This is a genomic window from Vagococcus salmoninarum (genome assembly GCF_003987495.1).
Lineage (GTDB): Bacteria > Bacillota > Bacilli > Lactobacillales > Vagococcaceae > Vagococcus_D > Vagococcus_D salmoninarum.
In genome coordinates, this window is record NZ_NGJU01000016.1 from 42,273 (window position 1) to 60,444 (window position 18,172).

Consider the following 18,172-nt stretch of genomic DNA (forward strand, 5'->3'; position numbering starts at 1 on the left):
AATTGATTGTAATAATTTTATTAAGTTAAAGGGAATTCAATTGCTAATCAGCTAAATAAATGAGATACTTTCAAGAGTCAACCGAGTTTACTCAAGCTAGGGAAGTCCTAGGCTAATTGAACTCGATTATTAAACAAGTTTGGAAGGAATCATTAAAATGAAAGAAAAACCTAAAAATAAATTTATAGAAAAATTAAAGTCCGAACAGAAGGCGGAAGTCAAAGGGGCAACCAAAAAATCTCACATCCCCTTTCGCTTAAACTTTTTGTTCTTTGTCGTCTTTGGTTTGTTCGTGGCACTATTAGTCCAGTTAGCTTACTTACAAATTGCTCATGGCAGCTTTTTTGAAGCGAAGATTGAATGGTCACAAAAAACAGTTGTTCAAGGCAATGCTCCCAGAGGAATGATTTATGATGCCAAAGGTGAAGTATTAGTTGGTAATGAAGCCAATCAAGCGATTATTTATACGAAGCGAGAAACGATGCAAACCCCTGAAATGCGAACTGTTTCAGAGAAAATTGTCAATTTAATTGCTATTGAAGCGGATAAACTAAGCGAACGAGACAAAAAGGATTATTGGTTAGCTGATGCTGCTAATTTAAAAGCCGCTCAAGGCCGCTTAAAAGATAAAGAAAAAGCAACTAGTTTATCAAATGCGGAAGTTTACAGCAACACAGTTGATAAAGTGACTGAGGAAGAAATAGCTTTCGATCAAGAGACGTTAAAAGCCGCAACAGTCTTCAAACGAATCAATGGGGCCTATGCCATGACCCCAGTTTTTATTAAAAATAAAAATGTTACAAAAGAAGAAGTCGCGATTATTGGTGAGAACATTACCGAGATACCAGGAATTTCAACGGGGATGGATTGGGACCGGGAATACCCAAGAGAAGATTTTATGCGGAGTATCTTAGGAACGGTTTCTTCGGAAAAAACCGGCTTACCGGAAGAAGAGAGCGCTGCTTACTTGGCTAAAGGCTATGCTCGCAACGATCGAGTTGGTTTAAGTTACTTAGAAAAGCAATATGAATCAGTTTTAAAAGGGACTAAATCTCAATCAGAAGTCATCATTAATAAAGAAACAAATGAGATTGAATCAAATAAAGAAGTTTACGAAGGTGAAAAAGGTAAAAACTTAGTCTTAACTATTGACATGGAGTTCCAGAAAAAAGTCACTGAGATTCTTGAGAAAAACTACCAAATCATCGAAGGTAAAGGCAAAACAGCTTATTCAGAAGGTATTTATGCCGTTGTCAATCATCCTAAAACGGGTGAAATCAATGCTATGGTTGGTTTGGCTCGAGATGAAGACACTGGGGAACTGAAAGACGATACGTTAGGAACGATTAATAATGTCTTTACTCCAGGCTCGGTAATTAAAGGAGCAACGATTATGTCAGGTTACGAAAATGGCATTATTTCTGGAAATGACAGCTTAGTCGATGAAGTGATTCAACTTAAAGGTGATAATCCTAAAAAATCAGTTTTCACTAGTGGCCCTCAATCGTTAACAGCCATCGATGCCTTAAGACGGTCTTCCAACGTTTACATGATGAAAATTGTGATGGGAATGATGGGTGAAACTTACACACCGAATATGACTTTAGGTGATCATAGTAACGTTTTCCAAACCTTAAGAAACAGCTATGAGAGTTTTGGTTTAGGAACAGCAACTGGCATTGATTTGCCAGGAGAAAGCAATGGCTTAGTTCCGAAAATCCATTACACTGACGATGGTAATTTAATCGAAGGTCGGATGGGTAACTTACTGGATTTATCTTATGGAAACTTTGATGCCTATACAACGATGCAAGTGGCTCAATATATTTCAACGATCGCTAATGATGGCATAAAAGTCGCGCCTCATGTCGTTAAAGGGGTTTATGGTAATAGTGCTGATGGTGGTTTAGGTGAGTTGGAACAAAATATTACACCAAAAATCATGTCTAGTGTTGGTACTCAAGATCAGCTAGAGATTATCCAAGAAGGAATGTACCAAGTGATTAATCATTACGGTGGTACGGCTCAGTTTTACGAAATGCCTTCAACGAAGTATGTCGCTGCTGGTAAAACAGGAACAGCGGAAGTTCCAAAAAACAATCCGAATGATCCTGAAAACCCAATTAACCTCGTTAATAGTACAATGGTAGCTTATGCGCCTTACGATGATCCAAAAGTTGCAGTCACAGTTATATTGCCACATTTAAAAGATGAAGAGGATAATTTGAATACGAAAATTACAGCAGAAATCTTAAATGCTTATTATGATTTTTACGAAAAAGACTAGTGAAAAAGAGTGACGTCAGCCAGATGTCACTCTTTTTTATTTTGTAAAGTAGAAGTACTTAACAAATTTGCGAAAAAGGCTAGTAATCTCTAAATAAAAATGATATGATAATTCAAGTAAGAGGAGCAATCTTCTATTTATTAATGCTTGGAGGGAATATCATGCGTGTTCATATCACATTAGAATGTACAGAATGTAAAGAACGTAACTATTTATCTAACAAAAACAAACGTAACAATCCAGATCGTTTAGAAGTTAAAAAATATTGTCCGCGTGAGCGTAAAGTTACGCTTCACCGTGAAACAAAATAGTCAACGATTATAAAAAGCTAAGACCCTTATTTTTAAGAGTCTTAGCTTTTTTTGTATTTTAAATTAACGGACAGCCATTTTACTAAAGCGTTTCAAACCAATAATAGACATCACTACAGTGAATAATAAGATGCCAACTAAGCTGACCATAATCGGCATTGTTTCAGTTGAGGAAGTCATGGCGAAACGTAAGGCTTCATTAATGTAAACTAAGGGGTTAACTAACACTAACCATTTGATGATTGGAGTTGCTGATAAAGCTGACCAACTAAAGAAAATTGCACCAGTGAAAATTAAAGGCATTAAAAAGCCTGGGAACATAGCGGAAATTTGCATTGGTTTAACAATCGTTCCGACTAATAAGCCTAAGGCAGCAGAAGTAATCGAACTAATAATTAAAATGCCCAAAAGTAAGAAACTGCTTGCTAAATCAAGTTGGATATTTAAATGATTTCCCATAAAAATTAAGGAAATTGGTAAGACGATTAAGGCGCCAATCCAAGATTCAATGATGCCGACGAACATCTTCGCCCAAGCAGTCAAACGGATATTAACCGGGGCTTGCAAGCGGTCCTCAATTTCTCGTGAATTATTAAAGTCCATGGAAAGAGGAACAGCAGTCCCATGAATTCCTGTTACTAGTAAGCTCATTCCAACCATACCGGGGAACATTTGATTAGGAAAATCCGCTGATAAAATCCCTATTCTTGGTAAAATATAACCATAAGTTAAAATTAAGATAAAGGGCAACATACCGACTCTAAAGATGAATTCTAACCAGTTGCGCTTTTGAATAACTAAGTCTCGTTTGACCATCGTCCAAAAGACTTGGCTTTGTTTTATATTAGTTGCTGTCATTTATTTGTCCTCCTGGGATTGATTAGTTAATTGAATAAAGATATCGTCTAAAGTTGTGACACTTAAATTAATACTCTCTAAAGTTTCAGCTTGTTTTTCGATTAAGCTAATGACTTCAGTTAAAAGCGTGTGACTATTATCACCGTAGACAACTAGTGATTTTTCGTTCTTTTGAAAGACTTCTTTGACTCCTGGCATATTTTTAATCGCGTTAATTAATCTAGGGGTGATTTGATTAAGGGTAATCGAAATCACATTTTTAGCAGGGACGAGTTCTCGTAATTCAGCCACTGTCCCGATGGCTTTAATTTCCCCTTGATTGTAAATAACGATTCGATCGGAGAAGCGTTCTGGTTCTTCCATATAGTGAGTAGTTAAAAAGACTGTTGTCTGTTTTTCTTTATTCAATCTTAAAACATGCTCCCACAAAATTTCTCGGTAAGCAGGATCAAGACCAGTTGTCGGTTCATCTAAAAAGAGAATATCAGGTTCGTGCATAATCGCCCGAGCAATTTTTAATCGTTGAGCCATGCCACCTGAAAAGCTTTTAACGTATTCATTTTGCCAATCCGTTAAACCGAAACTCGCTAGTAACTCATCGGCCTTACGGTTTACTTCTTGATGACTCATGCCGAAGTAGCGTCCGTGGTAAATTAAATTTTCACGGGCAGTTAAGCCCCGGTCTAAGTTGTTGTGTTGAGCGACGATGCCAACTTTACTTCTGACTAAACTAGGATTGTCAGTAATGCTTTGACCTTGAAATAAAATCTTGCCAGAAGTTGGTGATAATTGAGTTGTCAGCATATTAATTGTGGTACTTTTTCCAGCCCCATTAGGCCCTAAAAAACTAAAAATTTCGCCTTTTTTGAGTGCAAAGGAAATGCCGTTGACAGCAGTATGAGTACCGCCGTTTTTCTTTTGATAAACTTTTTTTAAGTTTTGAACTTCTAAAATAGTTGTCATAAAATTCCCCTCCAATTTTCGATTACGTTTGTAATCTATAGCTAGAGTTTACGATTGTAAACACAAAAAGTCAAGTAAATTAATTTAATAACTATTAGTGGGATAGTCAGGGTTTATGTTATTATGAGTTAGTAAAGTAGGCACACAGACTAAGGGGCACTTGAAGAAGTTGCTTAGTTAGCTGAAGTTAAAAGCAAGTTAATAAAAGTAAAAAAGTTAGGCGGGAAGCTCTATGAAAAAAATCATTCGTCAAGAAGTCTTAGCTAAATTAACTGAACTGTCTCATGACCCTGAGGTGAAGAAAGCGAAAGAAGCAGAACTACTAACTAAGTTATTTAGTTCCAGTCTTTGGAAAAAGTCAGAAACAGTGGCAGTGACGATTAGTTTAGGAGTGGAGGTCGCCACTGAAGAAATTTTAGCAAGAGGGCAAGCGGAAGGTAAGTTGATGGTTGTCCCTAAAATCACGCAAGAAAAAGCAATGGTTTTTATTAAGACAAATCTTAGAACAGTTTATGAAGAATCTGCTTTTGGCGTATTAGAGCCGAAAAAAGGTGTTATAATAAGTAAAAATGATCTTGATTTAATCATTGTGCCAGGTGTTGGCTTTCGCCCAGATGGTTATCGGATTGGCTTTGGTGGTGGTTTTTATGACCGTTATTTGGCAGACTACCAAGGGAAAACTTGTAGTTTAGTCTTGCAAGAACAACTGGTTAGTAATTGGGAACCTCAGCCTTATGATATAGCTGTCCAGCAGTTAATTATTGAAAATAATCAAGAGACAAGGAGAAATGAATGAATTATCAACAAGAGATGCAATTAAAACGTTTGAAAAATCAACCTTGGATGGTTTGGCTATTATTAGGCATTCAACTATTAGTTTTCTTAGGCATGACGTTAGCAGGCTTAGCTCGAGGGTATGGGCTAGATGGCTCACAAGTATCAAGTATTTTAGTCCAGTACGGTGCTATGGACAAGGAATTAGTGATTGTCGGCCATGAATATTGGCGCTTAATTTCACCAATTTTTGTCCACATCGGTTTAATGCATTTAATCGTAAATTCCTTAACTTTGTATTTTATTGGCTTACAATTAGAAGGATTATTAGGCCATTGGCGTTTTTTACTTGTTTACTTATTATCAGGGATTTCAGGTAATCTGTTAAGCTTGGCTTTTGGTAACCCCCTTGCAGTTTCCGCCGGGGCAAGTACATCCCTATTTGGTTTATTCGGGATTTTTGTCGCTTTAGGCCGAGTCTATCGTTATCACCCAACGATTCAATTTATGGCTCAACGAATGCAAACGTTAATTATTATGAACTTAATTTTCAATTTGTTTAGTACGCGAATTGACATGTTAGGCCATGTTGGTGGCGTGATTGGTGGCTTTATCTTAGGCTTGTTAATCTCTTTACCTTCAGTTAAAGGTAGTCGTTATGATAGGCTGGAAGTAGACATTCACCAAAAAATCCGAGCAGTCTTAATTTTAGTCTTTTTTATTGGGATTTGTCTTTACAAAATTATGAACTACGGTAGTTTTTAACTAGTTGAAATTTCAGCTAGTTTTTTTATTTGTTAACAAATCTAGCAGAGTGCTGAAAAGTCAGTTAAAAGATGCTGAAAAACCGATAATTCATTGCCAAAAGACCTAGTTGTTAGGTATAATTTAAATTGAGTGGTTTTTAATGAACAAGTCTAGACTAAGGCCCATTGTGACTTAGCTTAGGCTTGTAGCGATTATACTAAGAGGAAGTGGCAAAATTGAGAACGCTTTATGATGTGCAACAATTATTAAAGCGCTTTGGGTCATATGTTTATTTAGGCAAACGGTTATGGGATATTGAAATGATTGGCATTGAACTTGATAGTTTGTATCAAGCTGGTATGTTAGACTTGAAAGTTTATCAAACAGCCAAAAGTGTTTTAACACGAGAGCATGACCTTGAAAGACAGCGAGAGCTCAATCATAAGGAGGAAATAACAGTGAATCGTAAATTAATTGGAATTGACTTAGGTGGCACAACAGCTAAATTCGCTATTTTAACGGAAGCTGGTGAAGTGCAACAAAAGTGGAGCATTGAAACGAATAGCGCCGAGGAGGGAACGTTAATCGTTCCTGATATTATTGCTTCGATTAAACATCGTCTAGAAATGTATAATATGACAAAAGACGACTTTATCGGCATCGGCATGGGAACACCAGGAACGGTTGATCGGGAAGCTGGGACAGTCATCGGAGCCTACAACTTAAACTGGAAAACGAAACAAGAAGTCAAAAAAGACATCGAAAAAGCCTTAGGAATTCCTTTTGCTTTAGATAACGATGCGAACGTGGCTGCTCTAGGCGAGCGCTGGCAAGGTGCTGGTGAAAACAGTCCTGACGTTACCTTTATTACATTAGGGACTGGTGTCGGTGGTGGAATCATCGCTGAAGGTCAATTGCTTCACGGTGTTGCTGGGGCAGCTGGTGAAATCGGCCATATTACGGTTGAACCAACTGGTTTCGATTGTACTTGTGGTAAAAAAGGCTGTCTGGAAACAGTGGCTAGTGCTACTGGTGTTGTCCGCTTAGCGCGAACGATGGCTGAAAGTTATGCCGGTGAATCAACCTTGAAATATATGATTGATGACGGTCAAGATGTTACGAGTAAAGTCGTTTTTGACGAAGCCGTGGCAGGGGATGATTTTGCTTTGATGGTTGTTGATAAAGTTTCCTTTTATTTAGGCCTAGCATGTGGTAATATCGGTAATATGTTAAACCCAACTGATATTGTTATTGGTGGCGGGGTGTCAGCAGCTGGGGAGTTCTTAAGAAGTCGCATTCAGACTTATTTTAACGAGTTCACTTTCCCCCAAGTTACGGAAAGCACTAAGATTAAATTAGCCCAACTTGGAAATGAAGCTGGTGTCATCGGCGCAAGTTCTTTAGCATTACAGTTTAAAACAGCAGATTAGAGTTAGAGAGGAAGCAAGCAAGTGAATCCAACATTATTAACGATTAATATTATTTTAGCAGCAATCCTTTTAGGAATGGGCGGCAATGAGTTATACCTTCGCATGATGGCAAAACGCTCAGCTAAAACCATTACTGAAGAAGAGTTTAAAGAGCGAATGAGAAAAGGTCAAATCATTGATGTTCGTGAAAAATCATCCTTTGATGCTGGTCATATTTTAGGGGCTCGCAGTGTTCCTTATTCAATGTTTAAACAATCTCAAGGGTCATTAAGAAAAGATTTACCAATTTTCTTATACGACCAAAAGAAAACCTTAAGTATTCGCGCAGCTAATGTGTTACGTAAAAATGGCTATACGGATGTTTACATCTTAAAAGGTGGATACAACGGCTGGACCGGTAAAATTAAAAAGAAATAATTAAAAAAGTTTGAGAAAGATATTCTTCTCAAACTTTTTTTGTAGTAAATAATTGTGAAAGCGTTCTTTTAACGTGTTATAATGAAAGTATTAAGAGAGGAGTGCTTTCAATGTTAGAAACATACCAACGAATATTAGTCGCTGTGGACGGATCTGATAATAGTAGTCGTGCCTTTAAACATGCAGTGGCGGTGGCGAAACGGAACGAAGCCACACTCTATATTTTACAAGTCATCAACGACCAAGCCGGTTCTTATAGTCCTTTTGCTTATGGGGAGATTATGGATGGGGAACAAAAAGCTGCTGAAGCAGAAATGGAAAAATACGTCAGTTATACAGCCAATCATCGTTTGAAAAATGTGGTGCCTCTCGTTCGGTTAGAAAATCCTAAAACAAGTATTGCCCGGACAGTACCTGAACAATTTGAGATTGATTTAATTATAATTGGGGCAACTGGTCGTGGAGTTGTTAATCGAATGATCATCGGTTCAACAACAAATTACGTCGTTCAACATGCTAAATGTAACGTTTTAGTAGTAAAGCAACATTAAATTAAAAAAAGTTAGGAAGGACTGTCATTGGACAAGTCTTCCTAACTTTTTTGCTTAATTATCTGAGGTTAAAATCATTGGTAAAATCATTGGATGTCTTTCGGTTTTTTCAACTAAGAAAGGATCTAAGGTTTTAACAATAATGTCTTTTAACATTGCTTCATTACAGTTTGGCTCTTTTAGCGCTTTATTAATTGCACGGGCTAAAATCCGTTGGCATTGATTAATCAAATCTCCAGATTCACGCATGTAGATAAAGCCACGAGATAAAATATCTGGACCAGCCATAATTTGTTGTTTTTTATAGTTAACAGTAATAACCGCTAAGACAAGGCCTTCTTCTGAAAGAATCCGGCGATCACGTAAAACGATGTTACCGATATCGCCAACTCCGTTACCGTCGACGTAAACATCACCAGCATTAAAGTGACCAGCAACACGAGCGCTTTCAGGTGTTAAGGCTAAGACATCACCATTTTCTAAAATGTAACAATTTTCTTTTGGCACACCAGTATCTTGGGCAAGTTGGGTATGAACTTTTAACATCCGGTACTCACCATGAACAGGCATGAAGTATTTAGGACGCATTAAGCTTAACATTAATTTTTGTTCTTCTTGACCACCGTGACCTGAAGTATGGATGTTGTTAACTTTTCCATGAATCACTTCGGCACCAGCTTCAGAAAGTAAATTAATTACTCGGTTAACACTTGTAGTATTGCCAGGAATTGGTGAACTTGAGAAGATCACGTTATCACCAGGTTGAATTGAAATTTGACGGTGAGTCCCGTTAGCAATTCGACTTAGAGCAGCCATTGGTTCACCTTGAGAACCAGTACATAAGATTAACATTTCGTTAGCAGGGACACTGTTGATTTGACGAGCGTCAATAAAAGTATCATCTGGTACGTTGATGTAACCAAGTTTTTGACCATTGATGATGGCGTTTTCCATACTTCGCCCAAAGACTGCGACTTTACGGCCGGTTTTAACAGCAGCCATCGCCGTTTGTTGAAGACGGAAAATATTGGAAGCGAAGGTAGCGAAAATAATTCGTCCTTCGATTTTCTCGAAAATATGTTCAATTGATTTACCAATCGTTTTTTCAGATTTAGTAAAACCAGGAACTTCGGCATTTGTACTATCAGATAACATACACAGAACGCCTTCTTCACCAATTTTAGCCATTTTTTGTAAGTTAGGTGGGTCACCCACCGGAGTGAAGTCAAACTTGAAATCCCCTGTACAAACAATATTACCTGAAGGTGTTTTAACAACAACACCTAATGCATCAGGAATACTATGAGTCGTTCGGAAGAAGCTGACTGCGGTTTTCCGGAATTTAATGACAGTGTCTTCATTAATTTCATGAAGTTCTGCTTCCCGTAAAAGGCCGTGTTCTTCTAGTTTGTTTTTTATTAAAGCCAGCGCTAAAGGTCCAGCATAAATCGGAATATTCACTTGTTTTAATAAGTAAGGGACGCCACCAATATGATCTTCGTGGCCGTGAGTAATAACTAAGGCTTTGACCTTTTTGATGTTTTGCACGATGTAGCTATAATCTGGAATTACATAGTCAATTCCAAGTAAGTCGTCTTCTGGAAATTTAATCCCAGCATCAACAATAATGATTTCATCTTGAAATTGTACCCCGTATGTATTTTTTCCGATTTCACCAAGTCCACCAATGCCAAAAACACCTGTTTCATTGTTTTTTATATTGGGTTTCATCTTAGTTAAACACCGTTAATGAAAACTCTGTATTTTCTTTTTCATAGTCCAAGTGGTTACCATCAAGTAACTGAACTAATTCAATGTTGTATGGGGTATTGTCTTCAACTAATTGACGAGCAGCAACTTCTGTTTCGGCTTCAATATATAAAACCTGTGTTTGCTCTCTTTTTGGGTTTCTAATCTTTGTTGCTTGGTAGTATACTTTGAAAATCATATATCATTCTCCTTCATGCATAGTTTGCTATGCGTATTATTATTATTATTGTTGTTTATAAAAACTAAGATTTGAACACACCAAAATCAGGCGAAATTCACCTACTTTTTTTATGAAACTCTCTATAACACTGGTTACTAGAGAAATGAAACCTTGAATTCGTCTCATTTTGTTTGTATGTAGACTTACATAGCTAACTGTTTTATAAAAGATGTGTGCATTACAATTAAAATAATTCTATCATAATTTCAGGAATAAGTATAGGAAGGAGGTAACAAAGAGTCTTTTTATATAATAGGTAAAGTTTGTTTTCGTCTTTAATTGTGTGCTATATTTAACTAGTTAAATATAATGTGTATTTTATTCCTTAAAATATGCTGTAAAGAAGGATTGGAGATGATTAGTTGAAACTAATGTGGGAGTATACAATGCGCCATAAAAAATTGCTCTTTTTTAATTTTTTATGTGTCTTTGGCTTTATTATTATTGAGTTAGGTTTGCCAACACTACTTGGTAAAATGATTGACACAGGCGTAAAACAAGGGGATTTTGAATATGTGAAAATGATGGGGATCTTTATGATTGTGATTACCTTAATTGGGATTACACTAAACATCTTATTAACTTATTTTGGCGCCCGTTTAAATACCTCAATTATTATTGATATTCGTGATGATATGTATAAAAACATGCAAACTTTTTCTCATCAAGAATATGAGCAATTAGGCGTGTCTTCCTTAATTACGAGAACGACGAATGATGCTTATCAAGTAATGATGTTCTTAGGGATGCTTTTGCGAACTGGTTTTATGACACCAATGATGTTTACTGCTAGTCTTTACATGATTATGCGTGAAAGTGTCTCACTGTCAAAATTTGTCTTTTTCGCTATTCCGTTGTTACTGATTGGCGTGGTGATTTTAGCTAAAATTTCAGAACCACTTTCGGAAAAACAACAAAAGAACTTAGACAAAATCAATTTGATTTTAAGAGAAAATTTATCAGGTTTGCGAGTCATTCGAGCCTTTGTTAATGAAAAATTTGAAGAGAAACGCTTTGATAAAGTCAATAGCAACTATACGGAAAGTTCAACGAAACTTTTTAAACTCGTTGCAATTGCTCAACCAGCTTTCTTTTTCTTGTTTAATATTATTATGGTTTTAGTCATTTGGTTTGGAGCAAAGGAGATTGAATTAGGGCAACTAGAAGTCGGGAAATTAATTTCCTTTATCGAATATGTGTTCCACGCCTTGTTCTCATTTATGCTCTTTGCAACAGTCTTTATGATGTACCCACGAGCAGCTGTGTCCGCTGGTCGGATTCAAGAAGTCCTTGATACAAAGACTTCAATTTCAGAAAATCCGACTGGGGTAACTGAAACAGCAACTAATGGGGTGATTGAGTTTAAGAACGTGACTTTCGCTTATCCAGGTGCAACTGAGAGCCCAGTCATTCGGGACGTTAGTTTTACGGCTAATCCAGGTGAAACAGTGGCTTTTATTGGTAGTACTGGTAGTGGTAAATCAACGTTGATTCAGTTAATTCCCCGCTTTTATGATGTGACTAAAGGTGAAATTTTGATTGATGGTGTGAATGTTAAAGACTATCAGTTAGCTGCCTTACGGAATAAAATTGGTTATATCCCGCAAAAAGCGTTGTTATTTACAGGGACGATTAAAGAAAACATGGCTTTTGGTAAAGAAGATGCTACCGAAGAAGATTTCTTATACGCCGCAGATGTTGCTCAAGCAACAGAGTTTATCTCACAAAAAGCTGATGGCTATGCTGAAATGTTATCAGAAGGTGGCGCGAACTTCTCTGGTGGTCAGAAACAACGTTTAGCGATTGCCCGGGCGATTATTCGTCGACCAGCCATTTATGTCTTCGATGATAGTTTCTCAGCGTTAGATTATAAGACTGACGCCAACTTGCGAGCCCGTTTGAAAGAAGAAACGACGGAGTCAACGGTCTTAATTGTCGCCCAACGGGTTAGTACGATTATGAATGCTGATAAGATTGTCGTGCTTAACGAAGGTAATTTAGTCGCAATGGGGACTCATAAAGAGCTCCTAAAAACCTGTGACATCTATTACGATATTGCGTCATCGCAATTGTCAGAGGAGGAATTAGCATGAAAAATTCAATCAAATCGCTAAAACGCTTATGGACCTATATTCGTCCTTATCAATTGATGTTTTGGTTCTCTGTCTTTTTCACCGTTTCTTTTGTGGCATTGAATGCGGTGCTACCCTACGTAACTGGTTTACCAACGACAGAAATTTTAAAAAATGTCACGAATAAAGAAACGATTAATTTCAACTACATTTTGATGACAATTTTTTGGATGTTAGTGATTACCGTCCTTTATAGTTTGGCCCAATACTTTGGTCAAGTCTTAATGACTAAAGTCGTCCAACGAGCAATGAAAGATCTGCGAACGGACATTGCCGAAAAGATTAATCGCTTGCCAGTTTCGTATTTTGATACTCACCAACAAGGGGAAGTCCTTTCCCGGGTCACCAATGATGTTGACGCAGTGAGTAATGCGATGCAACAAAGTTTTATGGCGGTCATTACGGCTTTTCTTGGAATTACCATGGCTGGAACAATGATGTTTGTCTTAAATGTCCAAATGGCTTTAATTGCGATTTTAATGATTCCAGCCTCAATTCTTTTATCTCGTTACATTGTCTCTAAGTCTCAGAAGTATTTCCAAGAACAACAAAATGCTTTAGGGGATTTAAATGGCTATGTCACGGAAAATATGACTGGCTTTAATGTCTTAAAGCTATACGGTCGAGAAGAGCAATCTTTAGATGGCTTTAAAGAAGTGAGTCACCGTTTATCACATTTTGGCTTTAAATCAGCCTTTATTTCAGGCTTAATGATGCCCTTAGTGCAATTTACAGCTTACATTGCGTATATTGTTGTGGCAGTCCTAGGAAGTTTCTTTATTATTGCCGGCAGCTTAACGGTCGGAAACTTACAAGCCTTTATTCAATATATTTGGCAAGTCAATCAACCGATGGGGCAAGTCACCCAGCTAGCAGCTGTATTGCAAAGTGCTTCGGCTTCAACGACTAGAATTTTTGAAATTTTAGATGAAGAAGAAGAACTAGTCAATGATCAAGACACACCTGTTCCTGCCACAGTGGAAGGACATGTTAAATTTGAGCATGTGGCTTTTAGTTACGATGAACGTAAACCGCTAATTAAAGATTTAAGCTTTGAAGTGAAACCAGGTCAAACTGTGGCAATCGTTGGGCCAACTGGCGCTGGGAAAACAACGTTGATTAACTTGTTAATGCGTTTCTATGATGTTGATTCAGGTGCGATTAAAATTGATGGCATTGACATGAAGCGGATGAATCGGAGTGAAGTACGTTCACTCTTTGGTATGGTTCTCCAAGATGCTTGGTTATACCACGACACAATTGGGGAAAACATTCGCTTTGGTAAATTAGATGCTACGGATTATGAAGTCGTTGATGCCGCTAAAACAGCCAATGTTCATCACTTTATTCGGACGATGCCCAACGGTTATGAAATGGCTATCGATGAAGAAGCTGGCAACGTCTCTCTCGGTCAAAAGCAATTATTAACGATTGCCCGAGCCGTTATCTCTAATCCGAAGATTTTAATTCTTGATGAAGCCACAAGTTCTGTCGATACCCGCCTAGAAGCTTTAATTCAAAAAGCCATGGCGAGAGTCATGGAAGGTCGGACGAGCTTTGTCATTGCTCACCGCTTGTCAACAATCCGTGATGCTGATTTAATCTTAGTCATGAATCAAGGAGAAATCATCGAACAAGGAACTCATGATGAGCTACTTGCGACTGGTGGTTTTTATGAGCAGTTATACAATAGTCAATTTGATGAAGAAGGGGATTACGAAGAAGTTCTTTCCTAATCGACTTAAAAAGCAGTTGGAGCCTTGGCTCTGACTGCTTTTTTGTGATTTAAGCGACAAAACTTGCATTAGTCAAATTCTCAAGGTATAATACTTACATAAAGTAAGTTACTTTTGAAAGTAATCACTTATCTAGGAGGAAATGTTATGACAACTAATCACGATATTTTAGGTATTCATCATGTTACAGCAATGACCAGTAGTGCGGAAAAAAACTACCAATTCTTTACGGAAGTCTTAGGAATGAGACTAGTTAAAAAGACAGTCAACCAAGACGATATTCAAACTTATCACACGTTCTTTGCTGACGACCGAGGCAATCCAGGGACGGATATGACGTTCTTTGATTTTCCAAATAACCCTCAAGGCATCAAAGGCAATAACTCAATCACCCGGACAGGTTTCAGAGTTCCTAGTGATAAAGCCTTAGACTATTGGCTAGAACGCTTGACGGAATTTGGCGTTGAAAATGAAGGCATTAGTGAAACATTCGGTAAGCAAAGTTTACGTTTTAGCGACTTTGATCAGCAACGTTATCAGCTCTTTTCTGATGAAGGCGAGACTGGTGTTGCCCCAGGGATTCCTTGGCAAAATGGTCCAGTCCCTCATGAATTTGGAATTGTCGGATTAGGCCCAGTGGAGTTAACGGTTAGTTATCAAACGAAGATGGCTTATTGGTTAGTTGATAAACTAGGCTATCGGGAAGTAGCTGAAGCTGGGGCGAGTAAGTTGTACGAAGTCGGCGAAGGAGGGAATGGCGCCCAAATTATTGTTGTGACTGATTCTGAGAGCCCTTCTGGTCAGCAAGGTTACGGTGAAGTTCACCATCTAGCTATTCGCGTTAAAGACCGGGCCGCCTTAACTTATTGGGAACAAATTTTAGACAGTGAGGGCTTACGCCATTCAGGTTATGTGGATCGCTTTTACTTTAAATCACTCTATGTCCGGATTGGTCATATCTTGTTTGAATTTGCTACTGATGGCCCTGGCTTTATGGGAGATGAGCCTTATGAAACTTTAGGGGAAAGTCTATCCTTACCACCATTTTTAGAAAGTCAACGGACTTACATTGAAAGTGCTGTCCGGCCTTTTGACACAACGAGAAGGGACGATAAATAAAATGGAACACTTATTTATCCAAGGGTTAACCCAACGAACGTTAGTGTTGCTTCACGGCACTGGGGGCGATGAACATTCATTAGTTGAGTTAGGGAAGTTCTTAGATCCCCAAGCAAATTTGTTAGCTTTGCGAGGAACTGTCCAAGAGGGCGGAGCTAATCGTTATTTTAGACGCTTTGCCGAAGGAGAGTTTGATTTAGTGGATTTAGCTAAACAAACGATTAAATTAACAGCTGAACTTTTAAACTTAAGTGAAAAATATCAGTTACCATTAACAGATATGGTTTTAGTTGGTTATTCAAATGGGGCTAACATTGGCGGCCATTTACTTTTAGAAAAGACGACAGACATTAACAAAGGGATTTTATTTCATAGCATGTCTTTAGGTCCTAGTTCGAACGAGCCGGAGTTAAGCAACCAAAAAGTTTGGTTGTCGTATGGTGAGCAAGATCCGATTGTCCCTTTAGCTAGCTTTAATGAGTTAGTCGAAAAATTCAAAAAAGGCCAAGGGGAAGTCACTGATTACCGTTTACCGATTAGTCATGGCCTCGTTCAAGCAGAACTTGTGGCAGCCCGCCAATGGTTAGAGGAGGTTAACTAAATGAAACATTTTCCACAGTCTAAGTTAACAGTTGAACAACAATATAAGTTTTTAAGTGGCAGTGTCGTTCCCCGTCCGATTGCGTGGATTACTACCCTTGGACCAACTGGGGAAGTTGTCAATTTAGCGCCCTTTAGTTTTTTTTCAGTTGTCTCTAAAGAACTACCTTTAGTTTCAGTTAGTATTTTACGAAAGGCTGGGGAATTAAAAGACACTGCTTACAATATTTTACAAACTAAAGAAGCAGTGATTCATATTGTCGATCAAAGCTTAATAACTGAAATGAATCTAAGTGCAAGTTCTTTACCGCCAGAAGAAAGCGAGCTGTCTTTAGTTGATTTGGAATTAGTTCCAAGTCAAACTGTGAGCGTGCCAAGTTTAAAAAAGCCTAAGATTCGTTTTGAAAGTCGGCTATTCCAACATGTGGAAATTAAAGACCCTAGCCAAGATAAGATAATTAGCGACTTATTTATTTTAGAAGTTACCGATTTTTTCTTTGCAGAAGCGGTCTTTGATGAAGAAAAAGAATATCTTAAATTGGCTGAACTAAATCCGATTAGTCGGTTAGCAGGACCAAACTACGCTAGTCTTGGAGAAACAATCAAGTTAGAACGACCAAAATAAAAAACAGCCCATCTTTTAAAATAAAAGGTGGGCTGTTTTTATTGGGCGCTACTTTGGTCAGCAATCAACTGGTCATAGTCAATTTTTAAAAAGTCACAAACGAGTCGCAGGAAGTCTTCGTCTTTCAATTGTTCGCTAAGACTTTGGATAATTAGGAGTTCTAAGTCGCCGTCAGTTAGATAGCTTTCATCAATGCCGTAGTTAGCTAAAAACTTTCGCGCTTTTTTTAATTGGGCTTCGGTAACTGTAGAACTTGCGACTTCCGTTGTTTCACTGGTAGAAGTTGTCGTTAAAGTCGTTTCTTTTTCCTTAGTAGCTAAGGTGACACCTTTAATTGTTTGGCTATTACTCGTTGTTTCGAGAGTGTCTTTAACTAAGTAGCTCAAGTAGCTATCTCTCATGTCATTAGCGGCCTCTTCATTAGCAATGTTAAAAGTTAGGTCGTTAATTTTAAAGCTTTCCCCAGGCTCAACAATAAATGTATCAGTTCCGTCATTAGCTGAGTATTGAGAATAGAAAAAAGTCATGTCTTTGGTTTCAATGACAAGTTGGCTGCGATTGAAGCTGATTTTTTTAGTCGAATTATTTTTAACATCAACACTGAAAGTCAGTGGACCTTCCCACCATTTATCATTTCCTTGGGTGGCAGTGAAAATGATGTCAGTTTTATTAGCTAAAGCATCGTAAGAATAAACTTTGCTTTCCAACTCTTGGCCGATGCCTTGAGCAACTAAAATCATTTTGTCCATTAGGCGTTGCTGATGGGTTTGATTGTAGATTTTTTCAACAGCTTCTAAGGCAGTCGTATACTGAGGAGTAGCAATGCCAGTCATAACTTGTTCGTCCTCAGTAAAAAGTTCGTCAACTAATGTATCTGCTTCTTTGATGGTTGCTAACTGTGTTTGAGCATTTTTAATTAACGTTAAAATACTTTTATCCCAATTGTCTTTTGGCTTTTTTTGGGAAAGTTGCTTAACTAAAGGCTGAATTTTTTTCTCAGTTAAGTCATCTTGAACAATTAAATAAGGATTGACCTTATCGCCATTAATTGCTACTAGTTGGGCAAAGTTTTTCAGTTGTTGTTTGTCTTTTTCCGTCTTCGATTGTTCTTTTTCTTCTGTGGATGCGGCAGTCGAATGATCAGTTGATTCTAATAATTCTTTAGTTTTGGTTATTTCAGCGTATTCTTTACTTGTGGCTCCTTGACTAGTGACGTCTCGGTAATCACTTGCTAAGAAAAAACTATTGACTGCTAGTTGATCTTCAAGCTTGTCGGTGACCAAGGTCAATGTTTGCCATTGTTGATAAAGTGTGTCATCATTTTTGAGGCTTTCTAGCGATAATTTTTTGCCAATTAAAATTCGTTCAAACTCGTCTGTCACTTTGGCAATGTCACCAAGGGTTAAATTTTCTTGTAAGTAATCTTGATTTTTTGAATCAGATAAGCTAGCAACTTTATCAGTAAAAGCTAACATGACCGATTCAGAATTATTTTTTGAATTAGTTGCTTTTTGTCGTTTTAAAAAGCTAACACTAACAACAGCTGCCACAAGTAATGTAGCGATACTTAGATAAACGATTTTTTTTCTCATGAGAAACTCCTTTAGTGAATATACTAGCCCTATTATACCG

General features: G+C 37.7%; 17 protein-coding genes. 12 read left to right on the forward strand and 5 right to left on the reverse strand.

Going from position 1 to position 18,172, the window contains the following annotated elements:
- Positions 1–157: 157 nt before the first annotated feature.
- Together CBF35_RS10610 and rpmG are read left to right on the forward strand one after the other, a co-directional pair.
- Positions 158–2,287, forward strand: coding sequence for a peptidoglycan D,D-transpeptidase FtsI family protein (locus CBF35_RS10610; protein WP_126780953.1), 2,130 nt, complete (start codon positions 158–160; stop codon positions 2,285–2,287).
- Positions 2,288–2,448: 161 nt separating this feature from the next.
- Entirely contained in the window at positions 2,449–2,598 is a 150-nt protein-coding gene (rpmG, locus tag CBF35_RS10615) for a 50S ribosomal protein L33 (RefSeq protein ID WP_023606847.1), read from the forward strand.
- 63 nt (positions 2,599–2,661) lie between these two features.
- Here rpmG and CBF35_RS10620 read toward each other — a convergent pair whose 3' ends face one another.
- Together CBF35_RS10620 and CBF35_RS10625 are read right to left on the reverse strand one after the other, a co-directional pair.
- Positions 2,662–3,456 carry an ABC transporter permease gene (locus CBF35_RS10620; protein WP_126780955.1) on the reverse strand — a complete coding sequence of 265 codons (795 nt, stop codon included), beginning with the start codon at positions 3,454–3,456 and terminating at the stop codon, positions 2,662–2,664.
- Positions 3,457–4,419 (reverse strand): ABC transporter ATP-binding protein, encoded by a 963-nt coding sequence (locus tag CBF35_RS10625; RefSeq protein WP_126780957.1) that lies wholly within the window; start codon positions 4,417–4,419, stop codon positions 3,457–3,459.
- Between the two features lie 232 nt (positions 4,420–4,651).
- Here CBF35_RS10625 and CBF35_RS10630 point away from each other — a divergent pair, with 232 nt between their 5' ends.
- From CBF35_RS10630 to CBF35_RS10650, 5 genes are all read left to right on the forward strand, one after another.
- Positions 4,652–5,215 (forward strand): 5-formyltetrahydrofolate cyclo-ligase, encoded by a 564-nt coding sequence (locus CBF35_RS10630; protein WP_126780959.1) that lies wholly within the window; start codon positions 4,652–4,654, stop codon positions 5,213–5,215.
- Complete coding sequence (locus CBF35_RS10635; protein WP_126780961.1) at positions 5,212–5,958, forward strand: rhomboid family intramembrane serine protease; 747 nt, start codon at positions 5,212–5,214, stop codon at positions 5,956–5,958. The genes CBF35_RS10630 and CBF35_RS10635 overlap by 4 nt, the downstream gene beginning before the upstream one ends.
- A 218-nt stretch (positions 5,959–6,176) precedes the next feature.
- Entirely contained in the window at positions 6,177–7,370 is a 1,194-nt protein-coding gene (locus CBF35_RS10640) for an ROK family glucokinase (RefSeq protein ID WP_193992614.1), read from the forward strand.
- 75 nt (positions 7,371–7,445) lie between these two features.
- Entirely contained in the window at positions 7,446–7,787 is a 342-nt protein-coding gene (locus CBF35_RS10645) for a rhodanese-like domain-containing protein (protein WP_126781043.1), read from the forward strand.
- Between the two features lie 110 nt (positions 7,788–7,897).
- Positions 7,898–8,338 carry a universal stress protein gene (locus tag CBF35_RS10650; protein ID WP_126780965.1) on the forward strand — a complete coding sequence of 147 codons (441 nt, stop codon included), beginning with the start codon at positions 7,898–7,900 and terminating at the stop codon, positions 8,336–8,338.
- Positions 8,339–8,392: 54 nt separating this feature from the next.
- Here CBF35_RS10650 and rnjA read toward each other — a convergent pair whose 3' ends face one another.
- Both rnjA and CBF35_RS10660 read right to left on the reverse strand, forming a co-directional pair.
- Positions 8,393–10,069 (reverse strand): ribonuclease J1, encoded by a 1,677-nt coding sequence (rnjA, locus tag CBF35_RS10655; RefSeq protein WP_126780967.1) that lies wholly within the window; start codon positions 10,067–10,069, stop codon positions 8,393–8,395.
- 1 nt (position 10,070) lies between these two features.
- On the reverse strand, positions 10,071–10,286 hold the full coding sequence (locus CBF35_RS10660; protein ID WP_126780969.1) for a DNA-directed RNA polymerase subunit epsilon: 216 nt from the start codon (positions 10,284–10,286) through the stop codon (positions 10,071–10,073).
- A 404-nt stretch (positions 10,287–10,690) separates the two neighbouring features.
- Here CBF35_RS10660 and CBF35_RS10665 point away from each other — a divergent pair, with 404 nt between their 5' ends.
- The 5 genes from CBF35_RS10665 (at position 10,691) to CBF35_RS10685 (ending at position 16,540) form a co-directional block, all read left to right on the forward strand.
- Complete coding sequence (locus CBF35_RS10665) at positions 10,691–12,421, forward strand: ABC transporter ATP-binding protein (protein ID WP_126780971.1); 1,731 nt, start codon at positions 10,691–10,693, stop codon at positions 12,419–12,421.
- Entirely contained in the window at positions 12,418–14,196 is a 1,779-nt protein-coding gene (locus CBF35_RS10670) for an ABC transporter ATP-binding protein (protein WP_126780973.1), read from the forward strand. The genes CBF35_RS10665 and CBF35_RS10670 overlap by 4 nt, the downstream gene beginning before the upstream one ends.
- Positions 14,197–14,343: 147 nt before the next feature.
- A complete protein-coding gene (locus CBF35_RS10675) occupies positions 14,344–15,315 on the forward strand; it encodes a ring-cleaving dioxygenase (RefSeq protein ID WP_126780976.1) in 972 nt (323 codons plus the stop codon).
- 1 nt (position 15,316) lies between these two features.
- Positions 15,317–15,916 (forward strand): alpha/beta hydrolase, encoded by a 600-nt coding sequence (locus CBF35_RS10680; RefSeq protein WP_126780978.1) that lies wholly within the window; start codon positions 15,317–15,319, stop codon positions 15,914–15,916.
- The gene (locus tag CBF35_RS10685) at positions 15,917–16,540 is read left to right on the forward strand and encodes a flavin reductase family protein (RefSeq protein ID WP_126780980.1); all 624 of its coding nucleotides are present in this window, start codon (positions 15,917–15,919) and stop codon (positions 16,538–16,540) included. It begins immediately after the preceding gene.
- Between the two features lie 38 nt (positions 16,541–16,578).
- On the opposite strand, the gene CBF35_RS10690 is transcribed toward CBF35_RS10685, so the two are convergent.
- Positions 16,579–18,132, reverse strand: a complete 1,554-nt coding sequence (locus tag CBF35_RS10690) for a hypothetical protein (RefSeq protein WP_126780982.1) — start codon at positions 18,130–18,132, stop codon at positions 16,579–16,581.
- Positions 18,133–18,172 lie beyond the last annotated feature (40 nt).